Below are 19,254 nucleotides of genomic sequence, written 5' to 3' on the forward strand. Positions count from 1 at the left end.
TGGCAATGGCGTTACGTGAAGCGTGTCTATGGGAAGCACTGACTCCGCAGAGGCCTGACAACGCGCCGCTCAAGGGCGAGCAGACGGCGGATGTGTGCATCATCGGTGCCGGTTTTACCGGGCTGTCGGCAGCGGTGCATCTGCTGGAGCAAGGCAAGCGGGTGTGTGTGGTCGAGGCCCATCGCGCCGGGCAAGGGGGTTCGGGGCGCAATGTCGGGCTGGTCAACGCCGGCATGTGGATCCCGCCGGACGAGATCGAAGCCGGTTTCGGCGAGCCGGTGGGCAGCCAGCTCAACCGTATGCTTGGGGCGGCGCCGTCCCTGGTGTTCAGCCTAGTGGACAAGTACCGGATCGATTGCCAACTGCGCCGCGAAGGCACTTTGCACATGGCCCATAACGCCCGTGGCGAGGCCGACTTGCGCAGCCGCGAGCACCAATGGCGGCGGCGTGGCGCGCCGGTGGAACTGCTGACCGGCGCTGCTTGTGAAGCGGCCACAGGCACCCGGAAGATCGCCGCAGCGTTGCTCGATCGCCGCGCTGGCACGCTCAATCCGATGGCTTACGTCAGCGGGTTGGCCAAGGCGGCGGCTGATTTGGGCGGCCGGCTGTTCGATCATTCCCCGGTCACCCGCCTGGAACGCCAGGGCCAACGCTGGTCAGTGCAGACCGACCAGGGTGCGGTGCTGGCCGAACAGGTGGTGATCGCCTCCAATGCCTACACCGAAGGTGACTGGACCGAACTGCGACGTAACTTTTTCCCCGGTTACTACTATCAGGTGGCCTCGGCGCCCCTTACCGAGGAGGCCGCGCGGCGGATTCTTCCCGGTGGGCAGGGGTCTTGGGATACCCGGCAAGTGCTGAGCAGCATCCGCCGCGACGCCGATGGCCGTTTGCTGCTGGGCAGCCTGGGCAACGGCAATCAGAAACCCCAGTGGTTTCTCAAGGCCTGGGCCGATCGGGTGCAGCAGCATTACTTCCCCTACCTCAAACCGGTGCAATGGGAATGCACCTGGACCGGCTGCATCGCCTTCACCCCCGATCACTTGATGCGCCTGTTCGAGCCGGCGCCCGGTCTGGTGGCGGTGACCGGTTACAACGGCCGGGGCGTGACCACTGGAACCGTGGTGGGCAAGGCCTTCGCCGACTATCTGTGTAACGGCGATGCTCAGGCCCTGCCGATTCCTTTCGCCCCCATGCAGCCCGTGGCTGGCGTGGGCCTGCGCAGTTGCCTGTATGAAGCGGGCTTTTCCCTGTACCACGCCGGGCAGTGCCTGCGAGTGGTGATCTGAGGAGGAAATAAACAGCTAGAGACGACGCTTTTCGATGCAGCGACTAGCCTGTAGTGGTGCGGCTCGTAGCAGTTGCGCACCGTCAGTGTGCAGTTAGGTGACGCGAGCTGTTACAGCGGGGTTGCACGTTGAATTGTGTCGCGGTTGCAATGATGGTACGCATGGGTTGCGCCCATTAAAAAGCAGGGTTTTACCTTCCGCGGTTTAGACGGTTGCACGCCCAATAAAAAAGGGCTCGAAACAGTCGAAATAACAATAAGACAGCGACTTTTTTCAGAATAAAAAACCACTGGCACGGCGCTTGCTCTGAGCATTGAAGTGAAGTCGCAGTGCCAACTAAAAAACCTTGGAGCACCACCTCATGTCCCAGACGTTTTACAAGAAAGGCTTTCTGGCCCTCGCAGTGGCAACTGCGTTGGGCGTTTCTGCGTTTGCTCAAGCCGACCTGAAGATCGGCGTAGCGGGTCCCATGACAGGCGCCAATGCGGCTTTTGGCGAGCAGTACATGAAGGGTGCACAGGCGGCGGCTGACGAGATCAACGCCAGTGGCGGGGTCAACGGCGAGAAGATCGTGCTGGTCAAGGGTGATGATGCCTGTGAACCCAAGCAGGCGGTGGCCGTGGCCAACCGCTTGGTGGATCAGGACAAGGTAGCCGGCGTCGTGGGGCACTTCTGTTCCTCGTCGACCATTCCGGCTTCCGAGGTGTATAGCGATGCCGGTGTGATTGCCATCACTCCAGGCTCCACCAACCCGCAGGTCACCGAGCGTGGCCTTTCCGCCATGTTCCGTATGTGCGGGCGTGACGACCAGCAGGGCATCGTCGCCGGTGATTACATTGTCGATGTGCTCAAGGGCAAGAAAGTCGCGGTGCTGCACGACAAGGACACCTACGGACAAGGTCTGGCGGATGCCACCAAGGCGCAGTTGATGAAACGCGGCGTGACCCCGGTGCTGTACGAGGGCCTGACCCGTGGCGAGAAAGATTTCAGCGCCGTGGTGACCAAGATCCGTGCCGCCGGTGCCGACGTGGTGTACTTCGGCGGCCTGCACCCGGAAGCCGGTCCGCTGGTGCGTCAGTTGCGTGAGCAGGGCCTGAAAGACGTCAAGTTCATGTCCGATGACGGCATCGTCACCGACGAGCTGGTGACCACCGCCGGTGGCCCGCAATACGTTGACGGTGTGTACATGACCTTCGGTGCCGACCCGCGCCTGCTGCCGGACAGCAAGATGGTGGTGGATGCGTTCCGCAAGGCCGGTACCGAGCCTGAAGGCTACACCCTGTACGCCTATGCGTCGGTTCAGGCCCTGGCCGCCGGCTTCAATGGCGCCAAATCCAACAAAGGCGAAGACGCCGCCAAGTGGCTCAAGGCCAACTCGGTGAAAACCGTGATGGGCGAGAAGAGCTGGGACGCCAAGGGCGACCTGAAGGTTTCCGACTACGTGGTCTATCAGTGGGACAAGGACGGCAAGTACCACCAACTGGAAAAACAAAAGTGACATCAGGACCTGATTACGTTCTTGCAAGCAGTGCTTGGCCGCTCGTAATCAGGTTCTAGGTCCGGACGGACCGGCACTACCCCCCTGGTGCCGGTTCGTATTCGTGCAGTACTTGCCTTTTCTCGTAGAGCTGCACAACGGTTGTGTTGCGCGGACAGGGAACCCCTGTCTCTCGCTGGTGCCCTGTGCCGTCTCTCAAGTCCGTGAGATTGCGTTATGGATGGTATTTTCCTGCAGCAACTGGTCAATGGGCTGACCCTCGGGTCCGTCTACGGCCTGATCGCCATCGGCTACACAATGGTCTATGGCATCATCGGCATGATCAACTTCGCCCACGGCGAGGTTTACATGATTTCCGCTTACCTCGCGGCAATCAGTCTGGCTCTGCTGGCCTACTTCGGCATTGAATCCTTCCCGCTACTCATTCTTGGCACCCTGATCTTCACCGTCGTCGTGACGGGCGTGTACGGCTGGGTCATCGAGCGCGTGGCCTACAAGCCGCTGCGTAACTCCACGCGCCTGGCACCCTTGATCAGCGCCATCGGTATCTCGTTGATCCTGCAGAACTACGCGCAAATCAGCCAAGGCGCCAAGCAGCAAGGGGTGCCCACCCTGCTGGCCGGGGCCTTGAAAGTCGACATCGGCACAGGCTTCGTGCAGCTCACCTACACCAAGATCTTCATCCTGGTGGCGGCGTTCGCCGGCATGGCCTTGCTCACCTACATCATCAAGTACACCAAGCTCGGGCGCATGTGCCGGGCCACTCAACAAGACCGCAAGATGGCCTCGATCCTCGGCATCAACACCGATCGGGTGATCTCCTACGTGTTTGTCATCGGTGCGGCCATGGCGGCCCTGGCGGGGGTGCTGATCACCATGAACTACGGCACCTTCGACTTCTATGCAGGCTTTGTCATCGGCATCAAGGCGTTCACCGCAGCGGTGCTCGGCGGCATTGGTTCGCTGCCTGGGGCGATGCTTGGCGGGATCATCCTCGGCATCTCCGAGTCGTTGTTCTCCGGCTTGATCAACTCCGACTACAAAGACGTGTTCAGTTTCTCGCTGCTGGTGCTGATTCTGATTTTCCGTCCCCAAGGCCTGCTGGGTCGCCCACTCGTGGCGAAGGTGTGAGTATGTCTGCTGCCAATAAACCGATTGATATCAAAAAGAGCGTCGTCGACGCCGTGCTGGCCGGGCTGATTTCGCTGATTGTGTTCGGTCCCATCGTGGGTGTGGTGCTGGATGGCTACAGCTTCAACCTGCAGCCCACTCGCGTGGCGTGGCTGGTGGCGATTGTCATGGCCGGCCGTCTGCTGATGAGCCTGTTCTTGCAAACCCCCAAAGGCTTGAAGATTCTCCAGGGCTTTGAGAGCACCAGTTCCGGGGTGCATGTACTGGCGCCGGACTACAAATCGCGGCTGCGCTGGATCATCCCGGCGTTGATCGTGATCGCCATCGTGTTTCCGTTCTTCGCCAACAAGTACCTGCTGACCGTGGTCATCCTCGGCCTGATCTACGTGCTGTTGGGGTTGGGACTGAACATTGTGGTGGGGCTGGCGGGGCTGCTGGACCTGGGTTACGTGGCGTTCTATGCCATCGGTGCTTATGGCCTGGCCCTGGGTTACCAGTACCTGGGCCTGGGGTTCTGGAGCGTGTTGCCCCTGGCGGCGATTGCCGCGGCACTGGCGGGATGCATATTGGGTTTCCCGGTGCTGCGGATGCACGGTGACTACCTGGCCATCGTGACCCTGGGGTTTGGCGAGATCATCCGCCTGGTGCTCAACAACTGGCTGTCCTTCACCGGGGGGCCCAACGGCATGCCCGTGCCCTCGCCGACATTCTTCGGTCTGGAGTTCGGCCGCCGGGCCAAGGATGGCGGAGTGCCGTTCCATGAGTTCTTCGGCATGGCATACAACCCGACCTTGAAGTTCCTGTTCATCTACATCGTGCTGTTTCTGGTGGTCATGCTGGTGCTCTATATCAAGCATCGGTTGACCCGCATGCCGGTGGGCCGGGCCTGGGAAGCGCTGCGTGAAGACGAGATCGCTTGCCGCGCCATGGGCCTGAACCATGTGCTGGTGAAACTATCGGCCTTCACCCTCGGCGCTTCCACCGCCGGTCTGGCCGGGGTGTTCTTCGCCAGTTATCAGGGCTTCGTCAACCCGTCCTCCTTCACCTTTTTCGAATCGGCGCTGATCCTCGCCATCGTGGTGCTGGGGGGCATGGGTTCCACCGTGGGCGTGGTGATTGCCGCTTTCGTCCTGACCGTGGCGCCGGAGCTGTTGCGCAGCTTCTCCGAGTACCGGGTGCTGCTGTTTGGCATTCTCATGGTGTTGATGATGATCTGGCGACCGCGAGGACTGATCCGCATCAGCCGTACCGGGGTGACGCCACGCAAAGGTGTTTTGACTGAGGGGAACGCGCCATGAGCGATTACATTCTTTCGGTCGAGAACCTGATGATGCACTTCGGCGGCATCAAGGCCCTCAGCGATGTCAGCCTCAAGGTCAAACGCAACTCGATCTTCGCCCTGATCGGCCCCAACGGCGCCGGCAAGACCACGGTGTTCAACTGCCTCACCGGTTTCTACAAAGCCTCCGGCGGGCGCATCGAACTCGATACCCGGGGGCAGCAGACCAACGTCATCAAGCTGCTGGGCGAGCCGTTTCGCGTCACCGACTTCGTGTCGCCGAAAAGCTTCGCCAGCCGCCTGTACTACAAGATGTTCGGCGGCACCCACTTGGTGAACCGTGCTGGTCTGGCGCGGACCTTCCAGAACATTCGCCTGTTCAAGGAAATGTCCGTGGTGGAGAACCTGCTGGTGGCCCAGCACATGTGGGTCAATCGCAACCTGCTGTCCGGCATCCTCAACACCAAGGGCTATCGCAAGGCCGAGAGCGACGCCCTGGACCACGCGTTCTACTGGCTGGAAGTGGTGGACCTGGTGGATTGCGCCAACCGTCTGGCCGGCGAGCTCTCTTACGGCCAGCAACGGCGCCTGGAGATCGCCCGGGCCATGTGCACACGGCCGCAGGTCATTTGCCTCGACGAACCGGCCGCCGGCCTCAACCCACAGGAAACCGAAGCGCTGAGCGCGATGATCCGGCTGCTGCGCGACGAGCACGATCTGACCGTGGTGCTGATCGAACACGACATGGGCATGGTGATGAGTATTTCCGACCACATCGTGGTGCTGGACCACGGCAACGTGATCGCCGAAGGCGGACCGGAAGCGATCCGCAATGATCCAAAAGTGATCGCGGCCTACCTGGGTGCCGACGAAGAGGAACTGGTATGACTCAACCCATACTCGAACTCAAGGATCTGGACGTGTACTACGGCCCGATCCAGGCCCTGAAGAAAGTCTCGCTGCACATCAACGAAGGGGAAACCGTGAGCCTGATCGGCTCCAACGGCGCCGGTAAATCGACCCTACTGATGTCGATCTTCGGTCAGCCCCGGGCCGAGTCCGGGCAGATCTTCTATCGCGGCGTGGACATCACCCACAAGTCGTCCCACTACATCGCCTCCAACGGCATCGCCCAGTCTCCGGAAGGACGTCGGGTGTTCCCCGACATGACCGTGGAAGAAAACTTGCTGATGGGCACCATCCCGATCGGCGACAAGCACGCCGTTGAGGACATGCAACGCATGTTCGAGCTGTTCCCCAGGCTCAAGGAGCGGCGCACCCAGCGGGCCATGACCATGTCCGGCGGTGAGCAGCAGATGCTGGCCATTGCCCGGGCGCTGATGAGCCGGCCCAAGTTGCTCTTGCTGGATGAACCCAGCCTGGGGCTGGCGCCGATCGTGGTGAAGCAGATCTTCGCCACCTTGCGGGAACTGGCGGCCACCGGCATGACCATCTTCCTGGTGGAGCAGAACGCCAACCACGCGTTGAAACTCTCGGACCGTGCCTACGTGATGGTCAACGGCGAGATCCGCCTCAGTGGCACCGGCAAGGAGCTGCTGGTCAACGAGGAGGTGCGCAACGCTTATCTGGGAGGTCACTGACAGTCCGCTCTGTGGATAAAAATGCCCCGTCGGTTCCCGCCGCCGGGGCATTTTTTATCCACAGCAGCCCGCCCGCCATGTCTGTGCTGGCTTGCCAGCGAAACCACTCTCCCCGATGCCTGCTGATTCAGATGCGGTTGTGCGTTCGAGGTGTGCCGGCAAGCCGGCTCCTACGCGCCTAGCGCGTGCATGGGCAAGGGGACGTTCGCAGAGGGGCCGCTCACGTCCGACAATTGTGGACAACATTATTCCCAAGCTGGCAAAGCGCGGCATAAAGACGCTGCAAACAGTTGTTTTTCCACTGTTTTGACTTGTCCCCGTTTGCTGTGGAGCGGGCTGTGGGTAACGTGGGAGTAGCTGGCTGAAAGCCTTTAACCACGTGGCTTGCAGGCGTTTGTGTGTTTTTTGATCAGGTCTTTTTCGGTGGCGCTGGGGCGCAGTTGTCAACCTTTTTATTGTCGCAGTCGGAGCCGCAAAAAGGACGGGATAAGCCTGTGGATAAGTCTGTGACTAAACTCTGGAAAGACCGCGCTGAGCTGCGTGGTTACTGGCCTCTGGCCTTATACGGTTTGACCGCCCGGTCATCTTTTCCGCCTGTGGCGGCATGGGCGGCCATTGCAGGTCAAGCAAAAAACTTCACACGATCGGCGGCAGGCCCTGTCCACAGTGGCTTTGCGAGCGGTGCACTTGCCCCCAAAGACTGTGGACCGGCCTGTGGATAAGGTGCGGGCATCCGGCTGCAGGCCCCGTCAGCCGTGCCTTTCAGGAGGGTGAGCGTTTTTTGTACAGTGATGCCTGGTGTCCAGCGTTTTGGTTGCCGCTCACCGCCGGGCCGGGCATGCTGCGAAACGCTTTTTTATCGAAACGGCGGCTCGCCACCCAGCAAGGAGAACACCATGACTTCCACACTGTTCATTACGGGCGCGACGTCCGGTTTTGGCGAGGCCTGCGCCCGGCGTTTTGCCGCGGCCGGCTGGTCGCTGGTGCTCACCGGCCGGCGCGAAGAACGCCTCAACGCCTTGTGCACCGAGCTCTCCAAGCAGACCGAAGTGCACGGTCTGGTGCTTGACGTGCGGGATCGCAAGGCCATGGAAACCGCCATCGCCAACCTGCCACCGTCCTTCAGCAAGCTGCGCGGCCTGATTAACAACGCAGGCCTGGCCCTGGGCGTCGACCCGGCGCCCAAGTGCGACCTGGATGACTGGGACACCATGGTCGACACCAACATCAAGGGCCTGATGTACAGCACCCGCCTGCTGCTGCCGCGCTTGATCGCCCACGGCCGCGGCGCCAGCATCGTCAACCTAGGCTCCATCGCCGGCAGCTATCCGTACCCGGGCAGCCACGTCTACGGCGCCAGCAAGGCGTTCGTCAAACAATTCTCCCTGAACCTGCGCTGCGACCTGCAGGGCACCGGGGTGCGAGTGACCAACATCGAGCCGGGCCTGTGCGAAAGCGAGTTCTCCCTGGTGCGTTTCGCCGGCGACCAGGCGCGCTACGACGCCACGTATGCCGGTGCTGAACCGATCCAGCCCGAGGACATCGCCGACACCCTCTTCTGGGTGCTCAACACGCCGGCACACGTCAACATCAACAGCCTGGAATTGATGCCGGTGAGCCAGACCTGGGCTGGGTTTGCCATCGAACGCAAGGTGTAGCCGCTGCTGCAGGCTGCGACAGGGCCGCCAGGCCCTCCAGTGGTTGCAAGACCCGCGCCTCCTGCGGAGGCGGTCGCAGCCTCGCCATGGCTCGGCAGCGACTACAGTTGTACTCGGAAACACATAAGCTGATTCGTTTCAGCTTGGGGGCAGCCTTGGCACGTTAGAATTCCGACCCGACATTTCGCGGCCGTCTCACAGGAGGCGGTGTTTACGAAGTTCGATAGGAGGAATCGTGAGTAACCGAGGTGAGCAGGTTCTGCTCAAACAATCGACCGTACTGATGTTCGCCGTGGCGATCGCCGGTATCGTCACGGGCTTTGTTTCTGGCGCCCAATCCATCTTGTTCGATGGATTTTTTTCCCTGATCGCGACCTTCATCAAGGTCCTGATGTTGATCACCGCCAAGCTGATTGCCAAGGAAAGCAACCATCGCTTTCAGTTCGGTTTCTGGCACCTGGAACCCATGGTGCTGTTGATCGAGGGCAGTTTCCTGCTGTTGATCGCCATCTATGCCTTTCTCAACGGTGTGTTCGGCATCATCAACGGCGGTCGCGAGGTCGAGCTGGGGCTGGTGATCTTTTACGCTGCATTTTTTGCCGTGGCGGAGTTTGCCTACTTTTTCTATGTGCGCCGACGTAACCGCACGCTCAAGTCGTCGCTGATCCAGTTCGACAACATCAGTTGGTTGGTGGACGCGATGCTGTCGGTGGGGCTGTTGGTCAGTTTTGTCACGGCCTTGCTGCTCAAGCATTACGGGCATGGGCAGTGGGCGGTGTATGTCGACCCGGCGATCCTGATCCTGCTGGCCCTGAGCATGCTGCCGCCGGCGCTGAAGATCCTGCGGCCGGCCCTGCGCGATGTCCTGGGGATTGCGCCGGACCACCTGGATGACAAGGTGCGCAGTGTGATGGAGGCGGCCAAGCTTGCCCATGGTTTCGAGGAATACGTCTCCTACGTGCAGAAGCACGGCCGGGCGCGGTTTATCGAGATCCATATCGTGTTGCCGGCGGATTACCCGCTGGGTGACGTGGCCACGCTAGACGACTTGCGCGAAGACATCTCTACTCAACTGGGCGAGGCGGATTCCGCACGTTGGCTGACCATCAGCTTTACCGGGGATCGCAAGTGGATTGCTTGATCGGCGCGACTTGCTTTGTCGGCAAGCCGGCGCCTCGAGCGATTTTGTAGGCGCCAGCTCGCCGGCGAAACGCTTCAGGCGAAGTAGGTGGCCAGGCCGTGATAACAGGTGGCCAGGTGATAAGGCGTGGTCGACGGCATATCTCCTCGGCTGACCGCGCCACGGTCGTCCAGGCACTCGTTCCAGCCCCTGGCATGCAGAAAATGCCTTTGCAGCGCTTTTAGCTGGCGCAGCAAAGCGCTCTGGCTGCCCGCGCGCAAGGTCAGTGCCCGCAAGTATTCGGCCTGGGCCCAGATGCGCTGGGTGGCATCCTTGGTGGCCGCCCCCGGTTGCAGGTCGAGCATGGCGCATACTGCACCGCTCTGTGGATCGACCCCCAGCTGTTCGGTGAAGGCGAATGCCCGCTCCAGCGAGGCGTGTAGTGCGGTGCCGCGCAGCAGGGGCGAAGAGGCGAGGAGGAAGTACCACTCGAACTGATGCCCCGGCTCGAACCAGTTATCCACAGCCCCCCGGGGCTTCTCCAGCATCACCCCATGTTCGGGGTCGATGAACTGCTGCTGCATGGCCTGGCATAGCCCCAGCAGGGCGGCCTGCACGGCCTTATCCTCACGAACTTCCAGGATCGCCAGAAAGGCTTCGGCCAGGTGCATCAGGGGATTCTGTAATGGGCCCGAGCCCGATACGCCCCAGTCTTGCGCGAGGTTGGCTTCATAGAGGCCGTCGCCCCTGGCGAAGCGCTGGGCCACCACGTCCAGCGCGGCGTTGAGCACCGACTCCACCAGCGGCTCGCGGACCCGGGCCCAGTAGTGGGCGCAGGCGAAGAGGATGAAGGCGTGGGTGTAGAGGTCCTTGCGCCGATCCAGCGGCGTGCCGTCGGCATCGATGCTGTAGAACCAGCCACCGTGTTCGGCGTCGTGGAAGTGTCGCTGCAGCGAGCGAAACAGCGCGGCGGCACGCTCCTCGGCAAAGGGCGCGGTGGCATCGCCGATCAATTGCGAAAACACATACAACTGCCGGGCGCAGGCCATGGCCCGGTAGCGCTGCGGCGGCAACGGCCGCTGCTCGGCATCCAGCGCCTCAAACGGCAGAGCCAGTTGCGGATTCCAGCCCGGGCCTTGCCACAGCGGCACGATTACCTGGTGGAAATGCTGCTGTACGGCGTTGAACAGCGCGTGCGATTCAGGCAAGGAGGCGGAGCGGGATACATCGGGCATTGGCTGGCGTCGTCACGGCAGATTTGAGTGCGCGACATGTTACCAGAGAAGCCAATGGGTACTGGTAGGCGCAGCTGTGCCCGCGAACGGGGTTCGCACGATCGCCTCAACCTTGGAACGGGCTTGCCAGTGAGTGCGGTCCACAAAACCACCTGCGCCGGCAAGCCGGTTTCCTGCAGAAGGGGCAGGGGTCAGCCCGCCAGCAACCACACGCCGGTGGCGGCCGACGCCGCGCCCGCGACTCGCACCAGTGGCGCGGCAGCCTGCGGTAGCGCGCGCACCACGGCATAACCGGCCGCGTGCAACGCGGCAGTGGCGGCAACGAAACCAATGGCATAGGCCCAGGGGCTGGACATGTCCGGCAGCTCCAGGCCGTGGGCCACGCCGTGGAACAGGGCAAACAGCGCAGTGGCGGCCAGCGCCAGACTCAGCGGCGGACGCACCGCCAGAGCCACGGCCAGGCCCAGGGCCAGCACCGAGGCGGCGATGCCGCTCTCCAGGGCCGGCAGATTCAAGCCTTCGAAGCCCAGCAAGCCACCGATCAGCATGGTGCCGACGAAGGTGCAGGGCAGCGCCCAGCGCGCCGCGCCTTGTTGTTGAGCCGCCCACAGACCGACCGCCAGCATCGCCAGCAGGTGGTCGAGGCCGCCGATGGGGTGGCCGAGACCAGCCATCAGGCCATTGTCGCCATGGCCGGGGTGGGCGAGGGCCAGGGCCGGAGTCAGCAGCAGGGCCAGGGCCCAGAAGATGCGTTTGAAGGTCATGGTTGGCTTCCTTGTTGAGTATTTCACGGTGTGCGTTCAGGCCGCGGTCAGCAGGCCCTGGCGTTCGATGAAGGCGATGATGTCTTCCAGGCCCTGGCCGGTCTTCTGATTGCTGAAGACAAACGGCTTGCCGCCGCGCATGCGCTGGGTGTCGCTGTTCATCAGGTCCAGGGAGGCGCCCACCAGCGGCGCCAGGTCGATCTTGTTGATCACCAGCAGGTCAGACTTGCAGATCCCTGGGCCGCCTTTGCGCGGCAGTTTGTCGCCAGCGGAAACGTCGATCACATAGATCGTCAGGTCCGACAGCTCGGGGCTGAAGGTCGCCGAGAGGTTGTCGCCACCGGACTCCACCAGGATCAGGTCGAGCCCGGGGAAGCGCCGGTTCAGTTGGTCTACCGCCTCCAGGTTGATCGACGCATCTTCGCGGATCGCGGTGTGCGGGCAGCCGCCGGTTTCCACGCCAATGATCCGCTCCGGCGCCAAGGCTTCGTTGCGCACCAGGAAGTCGGCATCCTCGCGGGTGTAGATGTCGTTGGTGACTACCGCCAGGTTGTAGCGCTCGCGCAGGGCCAGGCACAGGGCCAGGGTCAGGGCGGTTTTGCCGGAGCCCACCGGGCCGCCGATGCCGACACGCAGAGGTTGTGCGTTCATGAGTTTCTCCTAGGAACGGAACAGGCGGCTGTACTGGCGCTCGTGGGCCATGCTCGCCAGGGACAGGCCGAAAGCGGCGCTGCCAAGGTGGTTGGGGTCAAGGTGGGTGGCGTGGCGCTGGGCCTCTTGCAGCAGCGGCAGCAGCTCGCTGGTCAGACGCTGGGCCGCCTGCTGGCCCAGCGGCAGGGTCTTCATCAGCACCGCTAGCTGGTTTTCCAGCCAGCTCCAGAGCCAGGCCGCCAGGGCGTCCTCAGGGTTGATGCGCCAGGCGCGGGCAGCCAGGGCCCAGCCCAGAGCCAGATGCGGTTCCTCCTGGTGCGCCAGCTGCGCGCGGGCCTCGTCATCCAGCTCTGGCAGGCCGTCCAGCAGTTGTTTGAGGGAATAGCCCATTTGCCGGCTTTCCTGATAGAGCTCGCGGGTTTCGCGGCTGGCCCGGTGCTCTTCGCAGAGTTGCTGCAGTTGTTTCCAGTCGCGCTCGGCGGCGGCCTGACAGTGGGCCAGAAGCACTGGGGCTTCGAAACGCGCCAGGTTGAGCAGCAATTGATCGCTGATCCAGCGGCGGGCGCTGTCCGGGTCATGCACGCGTTGTTGCTCCACCGCCATCTCCAGGCCCTGGGAATAGCTGTAGCCGCCAATTGGCAATTGCGGACTGGCCAGGCGCAGCAGGGCCCAGGCCGGGTTCACGGACGGACGCCGAACTGGTGCAGGCGCGGTGGGTAGTTGAAGTCTTCATCGCCGTGGCGTGAATGATGATGACCGCCGCCATAGGCGCCGTGTTCGGGCTGGAAGGGGGCCTCGATGGTTTCGGTGCCAGCGCCCAGTTGTTCGAGCATGGCCTTGAGCACGTAGTCGTCGAGCAAGCGCAGCCAGCCATCGCCCACTTGCAGCGCTACGTGGCGGTTGCCCAGGTGATAGGCGGCGCGGGTCAGCTCGAAGGCATTGCGGCAGGTGACGTGAAGCAGGGTTTCCGGGCGGGCGCAGACTTTGACGATACGCCCGTCCTCGGCTTCCAGGAATTCACCGTCGTGCAGCGGTGGCTGGCCGCGCTCCAGAAACAGGCCGACGTCTTCGCCCGCGGTACTGAAACAGCGCAGGCGGCTTTTGCTGCGGGCCTCATAAGTGAGGTGCAGTTCGGCGGACCAGACGGCGTGGGGATCGGTTCTGCGGTGAATCACCAGCATCGGGAAGCTTCCAGCTATGAACGATGCACAAGCCAGAGCAAGGGCCTTGCCAATCGTTCGCAAGAGAGGAAAAACCCCGCATCAAGGCGGCAGCGGCGTCAGAAAATGGGGCACCCTTAGTTTTATATTGTTACAAAATGGCGCGCAAAATTGATTTATAGCACCGAGTTGGTGCGCTTGAGATTTTTTTTGCTGCAATCCGGTGCCGGGTTGTCAGGCAAGCGCGAACGCGCACTCCAGAGCGGGGCGCGAGCGGTTCAGAGGCGCTGGTGGGGCAATGGCGTCGAGGTTATTCGGTGCTGCCCAAGCCTTGCCAGTGCTTCAGGCCGATAAAGACAAAGCGCAGCTGCTGGGTCATCTTGGCCTGGGGCGTCAGGTGCTCGGGCAGGGCCTGGGCCGCAGGATCGATGATGTCCGGCAGAGTGGCGAACACGCTTTTGACGATCAGGTCGGCCATGACGCCCAGGTCGGCGGCGTTCAGGTGCTGCAACTTGGGCATCCGGGTCAGGTCGCTGGCTAGGTCTGCGGTGATGTTTTCGCGCAAGCTGGCGATGGCCTGACGCACCGGCAGCGAGCCGCCGTACTGCTCGCGGGCAAGGAATAGAAATTGCGCTCGCTTGGCTTCCACCACATCAAGGAAGATCCGCACCGAGGCGTCGATGATGCCGCCCATGACAAATTCGTTGTGGCGTACCAGACGCAGGGTTTCGCGGAAGGTCTGGCCGACTTCGCTGACCAGTTCCAGGCCCAGTTGGTCCATGTCACTGAAGTGCCGGTAAAACCCGGTGGGGACGATGCCAGCGGTTTTTGCCACTTCTCGCAGACTCAGGCTGCCGAAGCCTCGACCACATTCCATCAGGTGCCGGGCGGCATCCATCAGGGCGTTGCGGGTCTGTTGCTTTTGTTCGGCGCGGGGCAGCATCGGAGGGCGTTCTTTGCTCAATGAGAAGCGGCGCACTCTAGCAAATCAACTTTGCCGGAGTCGAACTGGAGTCGGGGGGGAGCGGTGGGGGTAACGCTTGCAACGTGGTCTTTAAAAGTCCAAGCCCGATCGGCGGATCGGGCTTTTTTCCAGGGCCAACATGGCCTTAGCTCGCGGCTTGATGACGTTGAGCCAGGCGATCAGCACCGCCTTCGGCAACCAACTGGCCTTGAGGCGTGCGGCTGAAACCATCTTCAACCAGGCCTTTCTCTTCCAGGCGATCACGGCCACCTTCAGCTACGGTCTGGCCCTGTGGGGTGCGGTCGTAGCCATCTGCGGCAACGGTCTGGCCCTGTGGGGTGCGGTCGTAGCCATCTTCGGCAACGGTCTGGCCTTGTGGGGTGCGGTCGTAGCCATCTTCGGCAACGGTCTGGCCTTGTGGGGTGCGGTCGTAGCCATCTTCGGCAACGGTCTGGCCCTGTGGGGTGCGGTCGTAGCCATCTGCGGCAACGCTTTGACCTTGTGGCGTACGGTCGTAACCGTCGGTAGCGACTTTGTTACGTTCCAGCAGACGATCCGCGCCACCTTCAGCCAGGGTTTGGGTGAATACGCTGTGGCTGGCTTTGACTTGCGGAGTGGCTTGTTCAGCAGCGGGCAGGGCGTAGGCGTTGGCGGCCAGGATGGATAAGGTCAGGCTGAGCAAGAGGTTGCGTTTCATGATAAGTGGCTCCTTGAAAGGGCGATCAGTGGGGTACGGAGCTCATGTTACCGCCGCTAATTCGATATGAAAGTTCATAAACACAATGGTAATAATCAATAGAATTGATTGTTTGCGCCGAAGGCTCTAGCTCGCGTATTTGCGCTGATTGCTTTGGCACCGACCTGGGTATTTTCGACCCACTTCTGCCCCGTGATGGAACATGTCGCGGTAACACTAAGTTGCCTTAATGGTCAGGAATCCGGTTTTTTCCTCCGGGCGGGCACTCCGATAAAACCTGCGCGGGCTTTGTCAGTCGTAGTTTTCATGGCCGGTGATGGTTCATTGGCGTTTCACCGATGCGTCGTGGTTAGGCGCTCAGTTGTCTTTAGGAGCCTCGTGCAATGACGCGCACTCGTACATTTATTCTCGGGTCTGTCTCCAGCTTGATCTTGCTGGTGGCGGGGCTGGTGCTGGTGATCGCTTTCTTCGATTGGAACCGGATCAAACCGACGCTCAATGCCAAGGTCTCGGAGGCGTTGCATCGCTCGTTCGCGATCAACGGCGACTTGTCGGTGGTCTGGCAGCGTGACCCCGATGAAGGCGGCTGGCGGGCCTGGCTGCCTTGGCCCCATGTGGTGGCCGAGGACCTGACCCTGGGCAATCCGGACTGGTCCAAGACGGCGCAGATGGTCAGCCTCCGGCGAGTCGAACTGCGCATTGCGCCCCTGGCCCTGCTGGCGCAACGACTGAGCATCCCGCGTATCGATCTGACCGAGCCCGATGCCGCCTTGCAGCGGCTGGCTGACGGTCGCGCCAACTGGACCTTCAAGTTCGATTCGAAGGACTCCGATGCCGAGCCCTCCAGCTGGACGGTGGAGATTGGCGCCATTGGCTTCGACAAGGGCCATGTGACCCTGGATGATCAGCGCCTGAACACTCAGTTGGACCTGCAGGTGGCGCTCTTGGGCAAGCCCATTGCGTTCAGCGAAATCGTCGGGGAACGCGAGGCGAAGACGATCAGCGAGCAAGGCGCCGTGCCCCAGGCCTATGCCTTTGGCCTCAAGGTCAAAGGCCAGTACCACGGCGAAAAACTCGTCGGCACTGGCAAGATGGGTGGCCTGCTGGCCCTGCAGGACGCTCGCAAGCCATTCCCTTTGCAGGCTCAGGCGCAGGTCGGTGACACCCGGGTCGAGTTGCGCGGCACGCTGACCGACCCGCTGAACCTCGGCGCCCTGGACTTGCGCTTGACGCTGGCGGGTTCCAGCCTGGGCAATCTCTATCCGTTGACCGGGATCACCCTGCCGGATTCGCCGGCGTACGCCACCGATGGCCGCCTCAGCGCCAAGCTGCGCGATCCGGCGGGCGCGAGCTACCGCTATCAGGACTTCAACGGCAAGATTGGCGACAGCGATATTCACGGCAACCTGACCTACCTCGCCAGTCAGCCGCGACCCAAGCTCAGTGGCGCATTGGTTTCCGATCAGTTGCTGTTCAGGGACCTGGCGCCGCTGATCGGCGCCGACTCCAATGCCAAGCAGCAGGCTCGGGGTGGTGAGAGCAAACAGCCGACGGGCAAGGTGTTGCCGGTGGAAGAGTTCCGCACCGAGCGCTGGCGCGATATGGATGCCGACGTGGAGTTCACCGGCAAGCGCATCGTCCACAGCACCGACTTGCCCTTCACCGATCTCTACACCCATCTGCTGCTCGATGACGGACTGCTCAGCCTGGAACCCTTGCGCTTTGGCGTAGCCGGAGGTCGGCTCGATGCAAAGGTGCGTCTCAATGGTCGGAGTGCACCGTTGGAAGGCCAGGCCAGGCTGACCGCGCGCCACGTTAAACTCAAGCAACTGCTCCCCAGCTTCGAGCCGCTGAAAACCAGTTTGGGTGAGCTCAATGGCGATGCCGATATCGCCGGGCGTGGCCATTCGGTGGCGGCGTTGCTGGGCAGCGCCAACGGTGATCTGAAAATGCTCATCAATGATGGCGCCATCAGCCGCAGCCTGATGGAAATTGCCGGGCTCAATGTCGGCAACTATGTGGTCGGCAAGATCTTTGGCGACAAAGAAGTGAAGATCAATTGCGCCGCCGTCGACTTTGGCATCAAGACGGGCCTGGCCACCTCCAGGTTGTTCGTCTTCGACACTGAGAACGCGGTGATCTACGTCGACGGCAGCGCCAACATGGCCAGCGAGCAACTGGACCTGACCATTACCCCGGAGTCCAAGGGCCTGCGTCTGCTTTCCCTGCGTTCGCCGCTGTATGTTCAAGGTGCGTTCAGCAACCCCAATGCCGGGGTCAAGGCTGTGCCGTTGGTGCTGCGGGGCGCTGCAATGGTGGCATTGGGAGTGATTGCCGGACCGGCCGCTGGGTTGCTGGCGCTGGTGGCGCCCAGTGGCGGGGACGAGCCCAACCTGTGCGCGCCGTTGCTGCAGCAGATGCGTTTGGGTAAAGCGCCGGTAACGGTCAAGCCAAGCCGCTAAGCCGCAAGGCGCCGCATTGGGTGGGCGGCCCGGCTCCTGCAATCAGGAACGGGGCGGGGAGAGGGTCACAGGTCCTGGAGGATGTCTGCCATGTCGTCGGCGTGTTCTTCTTCCTGGGCCAGGATTTCTTCGAACAGCCGGCGAGTGGTGGGGTCCTTGTCGCCGATGTATTGGATGATCTCGCGGTAGCTGTCGATGGCGATCCGTTCGGCTACCAGGTCCTCGTAGACCATTTCCTTCAGGTTGTTGCCGGCCACGTACTGGGCATGAGAGTGCTTGGACAGCAAGTCCGGGTTGAACTCCGGCTCGCCGCCCAACTGCACGATACGCTCGGCCAACTTGTCGGCGTGTTCGGCCTCCTGAGTGGCGTGTTCGAGAAACTCATCGGCGGCCACGCTGGCCTTCAGCCCATTCGCCATGAAGTAGTGGCGCTTGTAGCGCAATACGCAGACCAGTTCAGTGGCCAGCGACTCGTTGAGCAGGCGTAGCACTTCTTCGCGATCGGCGTTGTAGCCTTCGGTGACGGCGCCGTTTTCCACATGCTGGCGAGCCCGTGCGCGCAGGGTGTTTACATCAGACAAATGCATGTCGCTCATCTCAATCTCCTAGAGGCTAATCCGTTTTGCGCCAGGCTCTGTTGGCCTGATCGCTACTTAGGGTGTGAGTCCCAGGCGCAGCAAAAAGTTTTATCGGATGTGTCTGTCGTTCAGCCCTCGCTGTCCGGCTGGGGTGAGCGGCCCCCTCGCGCCAGCAGTGGGTGCCCGGCTCGCAGTGATTCCTGTTGCAACCACTGGAAGAAGGCCTTCACCGGCGGGTGGCGCTCACGGCCTGGCACGCACAGGGCGCTGTAGCCGGCACCGTCCACCTGGATCTCTGGGCGGTAAGGTTGCAGCAGGCCGCTGGCCACGCTCTGGGACACCAGGATGTTGCTCGCCAGCACCAGGCCCTGGCCGGCAATGGCCGCTTGCAGGGCGTACTGCTCCTCGTCGTAGGAGCGGATTGGCGCCGGGTCGTCGAGCCAGTTTTCCCCGGCCTGGGCACACCAGGCCTGCCAGCCATCGGCATACAACCTCGAATTGCGCCAGTGCACGCTGATCAGGTTCGGTCGCTGTTGACGCGCCAGGGCCAGCTGTTGCGGTGCGCCATAGACCGCAAAGCGCTCATCGAACAGGCACAGACCGTAGAGGTTGAGGTAGCCATCCTGGCTGTAGCGGATCGCCACATCGATGCTGGCGTCCTGCTGCAAGTCCACCACTTCGCACTGGGTGTCCAGGCGCAGGTTGATGCGTGGATGCTGGGTGTAAAAACGCCCCAGCCGCGGCACCAGCCACAGGGCGGCGAAGGCGGCGGTGGTGGACACGGTCAACTGCGCGGCACTGGGGCTGGGGCGCAGGGTGTCGACGCTCTGGGCCACATCCAGCAGGGCGCCATGCAGGCTGTGGAACAGTCGGCGGCCGGACTCCGTCAGGCGTACCTGGCGGGGCAGGCGTTCGAACAAGGCCACTCCCAGCCAGTGTTCCAGGCTGCGGATCTGGTGGGACACCGCGGTGGGGGTCACCGACAGGTCCTCGGCAGCGGCCTTGAAGCTCAGCAGGCGTGCGGCGGACTCGAAGGTGCGCAGTGCGGTAAGGGGCAGATGGGCGAACATGATGGGCCCTATGGATGAATTGAATTCATCAAAGTGAATGTTTACTCATTTGTTGGTGAGTCGCGGTAACTCTAGATTTAACGCGGAATAGGGCCGG

At 62.1% G+C, this 19,254-nt stretch carries 19 protein-coding genes; 10 read left to right on the top strand and 9 right to left on the bottom strand.

Features of this window, described 5'->3' with window-relative positions; translation table 11 throughout:
* Window positions 1–5: 5 nt before the first annotated feature.
* The 8 genes from PLD_RS18205 (at window position 6) to PLD_RS18240 (ending at window position 9,597) form a co-directional block, all read left to right on the top strand.
* The gene (locus PLD_RS18205) at window positions 6–1,289 is read left to right on the top strand and encodes an FAD-binding oxidoreductase (RefSeq protein WP_159895128.1); all 1,284 of its coding nucleotides are present in this window, start codon (window positions 6–8) and stop codon (window positions 1,287–1,289) included.
* 361 nt (window positions 1,290–1,650) lie between these two features.
* Window positions 1,651–2,787 carry a branched-chain amino acid ABC transporter substrate-binding protein gene (locus tag PLD_RS18210; RefSeq protein WP_159895130.1) on the top strand — a complete coding sequence of 379 codons (1,137 nt, stop codon included), beginning with the start codon at window positions 1,651–1,653 and terminating at the stop codon, window positions 2,785–2,787.
* Window positions 2,788–3,003: 216 nt separating this feature from the next.
* Complete coding sequence (locus PLD_RS18215; RefSeq protein ID WP_159895131.1) at window positions 3,004–3,918, top strand: branched-chain amino acid ABC transporter permease LivH; 915 nt, start codon at window positions 3,004–3,006, stop codon at window positions 3,916–3,918.
* A 2-nt stretch (window positions 3,919–3,920) separates the two neighbouring features.
* Window positions 3,921–5,216, top strand: a complete 1,296-nt coding sequence (gene livM, locus PLD_RS18220) for a high-affinity branched-chain amino acid ABC transporter permease LivM (protein WP_159895132.1) — start codon at window positions 3,921–3,923, stop codon at window positions 5,214–5,216.
* The gene (locus PLD_RS18225; protein ID WP_159895133.1) at window positions 5,213–6,085 is read left to right on the top strand and encodes an ATP-binding cassette domain-containing protein; all 873 of its coding nucleotides are present in this window, start codon (window positions 5,213–5,215) and stop codon (window positions 6,083–6,085) included. The genes livM and PLD_RS18225 overlap by 4 nt, the downstream gene beginning before the upstream one ends.
* A complete protein-coding gene (locus PLD_RS18230; protein ID WP_159895134.1) occupies window positions 6,082–6,798 on the top strand; it encodes an ABC transporter ATP-binding protein in 717 nt (238 codons plus the stop codon). Before PLD_RS18225 ends, PLD_RS18230 begins: the two co-directional genes overlap by 4 nt.
* Before the next feature lie 896 nt (window positions 6,799–7,694).
* The gene (locus tag PLD_RS18235) at window positions 7,695–8,456 is read left to right on the top strand and encodes an SDR family oxidoreductase (protein ID WP_159895135.1); all 762 of its coding nucleotides are present in this window, start codon (window positions 7,695–7,697) and stop codon (window positions 8,454–8,456) included.
* Between the two features lie 235 nt (window positions 8,457–8,691).
* Window positions 8,692–9,597, top strand: coding sequence for a cation diffusion facilitator family transporter (locus PLD_RS18240; protein ID WP_159895136.1), 906 nt, complete (start codon window positions 8,692–8,694; stop codon window positions 9,595–9,597).
* Window positions 9,598–9,671: 74 nt separating this feature from the next.
* Here PLD_RS18240 and PLD_RS18245 read toward each other — a convergent pair whose 3' ends face one another.
* From PLD_RS18245 to ureE, 5 genes are all read right to left on the bottom strand, one after another.
* Window positions 9,672–10,811, bottom strand: coding sequence for an AGE family epimerase/isomerase (locus PLD_RS18245; protein ID WP_159895137.1), 1,140 nt, complete (start codon window positions 10,809–10,811; stop codon window positions 9,672–9,674).
* Between the two features lie 191 nt (window positions 10,812–11,002).
* Window positions 11,003–11,575: a HupE/UreJ family protein gene (locus PLD_RS18250; protein WP_159895138.1), complete on the bottom strand. Its 573-nt coding sequence runs from the start codon at window positions 11,573–11,575 to the stop codon at window positions 11,003–11,005.
* Between the two features lie 36 nt (window positions 11,576–11,611).
* Window positions 11,612–12,226, bottom strand: coding sequence for an urease accessory protein UreG (ureG, locus tag PLD_RS18255; RefSeq protein WP_159895139.1), 615 nt, complete (start codon window positions 12,224–12,226; stop codon window positions 11,612–11,614).
* A gap of 9 nt (window positions 12,227–12,235) precedes the next feature.
* Window positions 12,236–12,910 (bottom strand): urease accessory protein UreF, encoded by a 675-nt coding sequence (locus PLD_RS18260; RefSeq protein ID WP_159895141.1) that lies wholly within the window; start codon window positions 12,908–12,910, stop codon window positions 12,236–12,238.
* A complete protein-coding gene (gene ureE / locus PLD_RS18265) occupies window positions 12,907–13,407 on the bottom strand; it encodes an urease accessory protein UreE (protein WP_159895143.1) in 501 nt (166 codons plus the stop codon). The genes PLD_RS18260 and ureE overlap by 4 nt, the downstream gene beginning before the upstream one ends.
* A gap of 16 nt (window positions 13,408–13,423) precedes the next feature.
* Here ureE and PLD_RS18270 point away from each other — a divergent pair, with 16 nt between their 5' ends.
* Window positions 13,424–13,561 carry a hypothetical protein gene (locus PLD_RS18270; RefSeq protein ID WP_159895145.1) on the top strand — a complete coding sequence of 46 codons (138 nt, stop codon included), beginning with the start codon at window positions 13,424–13,426 and terminating at the stop codon, window positions 13,559–13,561.
* A gap of 135 nt (window positions 13,562–13,696) precedes the next feature.
* Here PLD_RS18270 and PLD_RS18275 read toward each other — a convergent pair whose 3' ends face one another.
* Entirely contained in the window at window positions 13,697–14,329 is a 633-nt protein-coding gene (locus tag PLD_RS18275; RefSeq protein ID WP_159895147.1) for a TetR family transcriptional regulator, read from the bottom strand.
* A 166-nt stretch (window positions 14,330–14,495) separates the two neighbouring features.
* Complete coding sequence (locus PLD_RS18280; protein ID WP_159895149.1) at window positions 14,496–15,047, bottom strand: hypothetical protein; 552 nt, start codon at window positions 15,045–15,047, stop codon at window positions 14,496–14,498.
* 383 nt (window positions 15,048–15,430) lie between these two features.
* Between PLD_RS18280 and PLD_RS18285 the strand changes: the two genes are divergently transcribed.
* A complete protein-coding gene (locus PLD_RS18285; protein WP_159895151.1) occupies window positions 15,431–17,509 on the top strand; it encodes an AsmA family protein in 2,079 nt (692 codons plus the stop codon).
* 65 nt (window positions 17,510–17,574) lie between these two features.
* Here PLD_RS18285 and PLD_RS18290 read toward each other — a convergent pair whose 3' ends face one another.
* A complete protein-coding gene (locus PLD_RS18290; RefSeq protein WP_159895153.1) occupies window positions 17,575–18,105 on the bottom strand; it encodes a bacterioferritin in 531 nt (176 codons plus the stop codon).
* 110 nt (window positions 18,106–18,215) lie between these two features.
* Window positions 18,216–19,157 (bottom strand): LysR substrate-binding domain-containing protein, encoded by a 942-nt coding sequence (locus PLD_RS18295; protein WP_159895155.1) that lies wholly within the window; start codon window positions 19,155–19,157, stop codon window positions 18,216–18,218.
* Window positions 19,158–19,254: the final 97 nt, after the last annotated feature.

Origin of the sequence: Pseudomonas sp. LD120 (assembly GCF_009861525.1) — a bacterium.
Lineage (GTDB): Bacteria > Pseudomonadota > Gammaproteobacteria > Pseudomonadales > Pseudomonadaceae > Aquipseudomonas.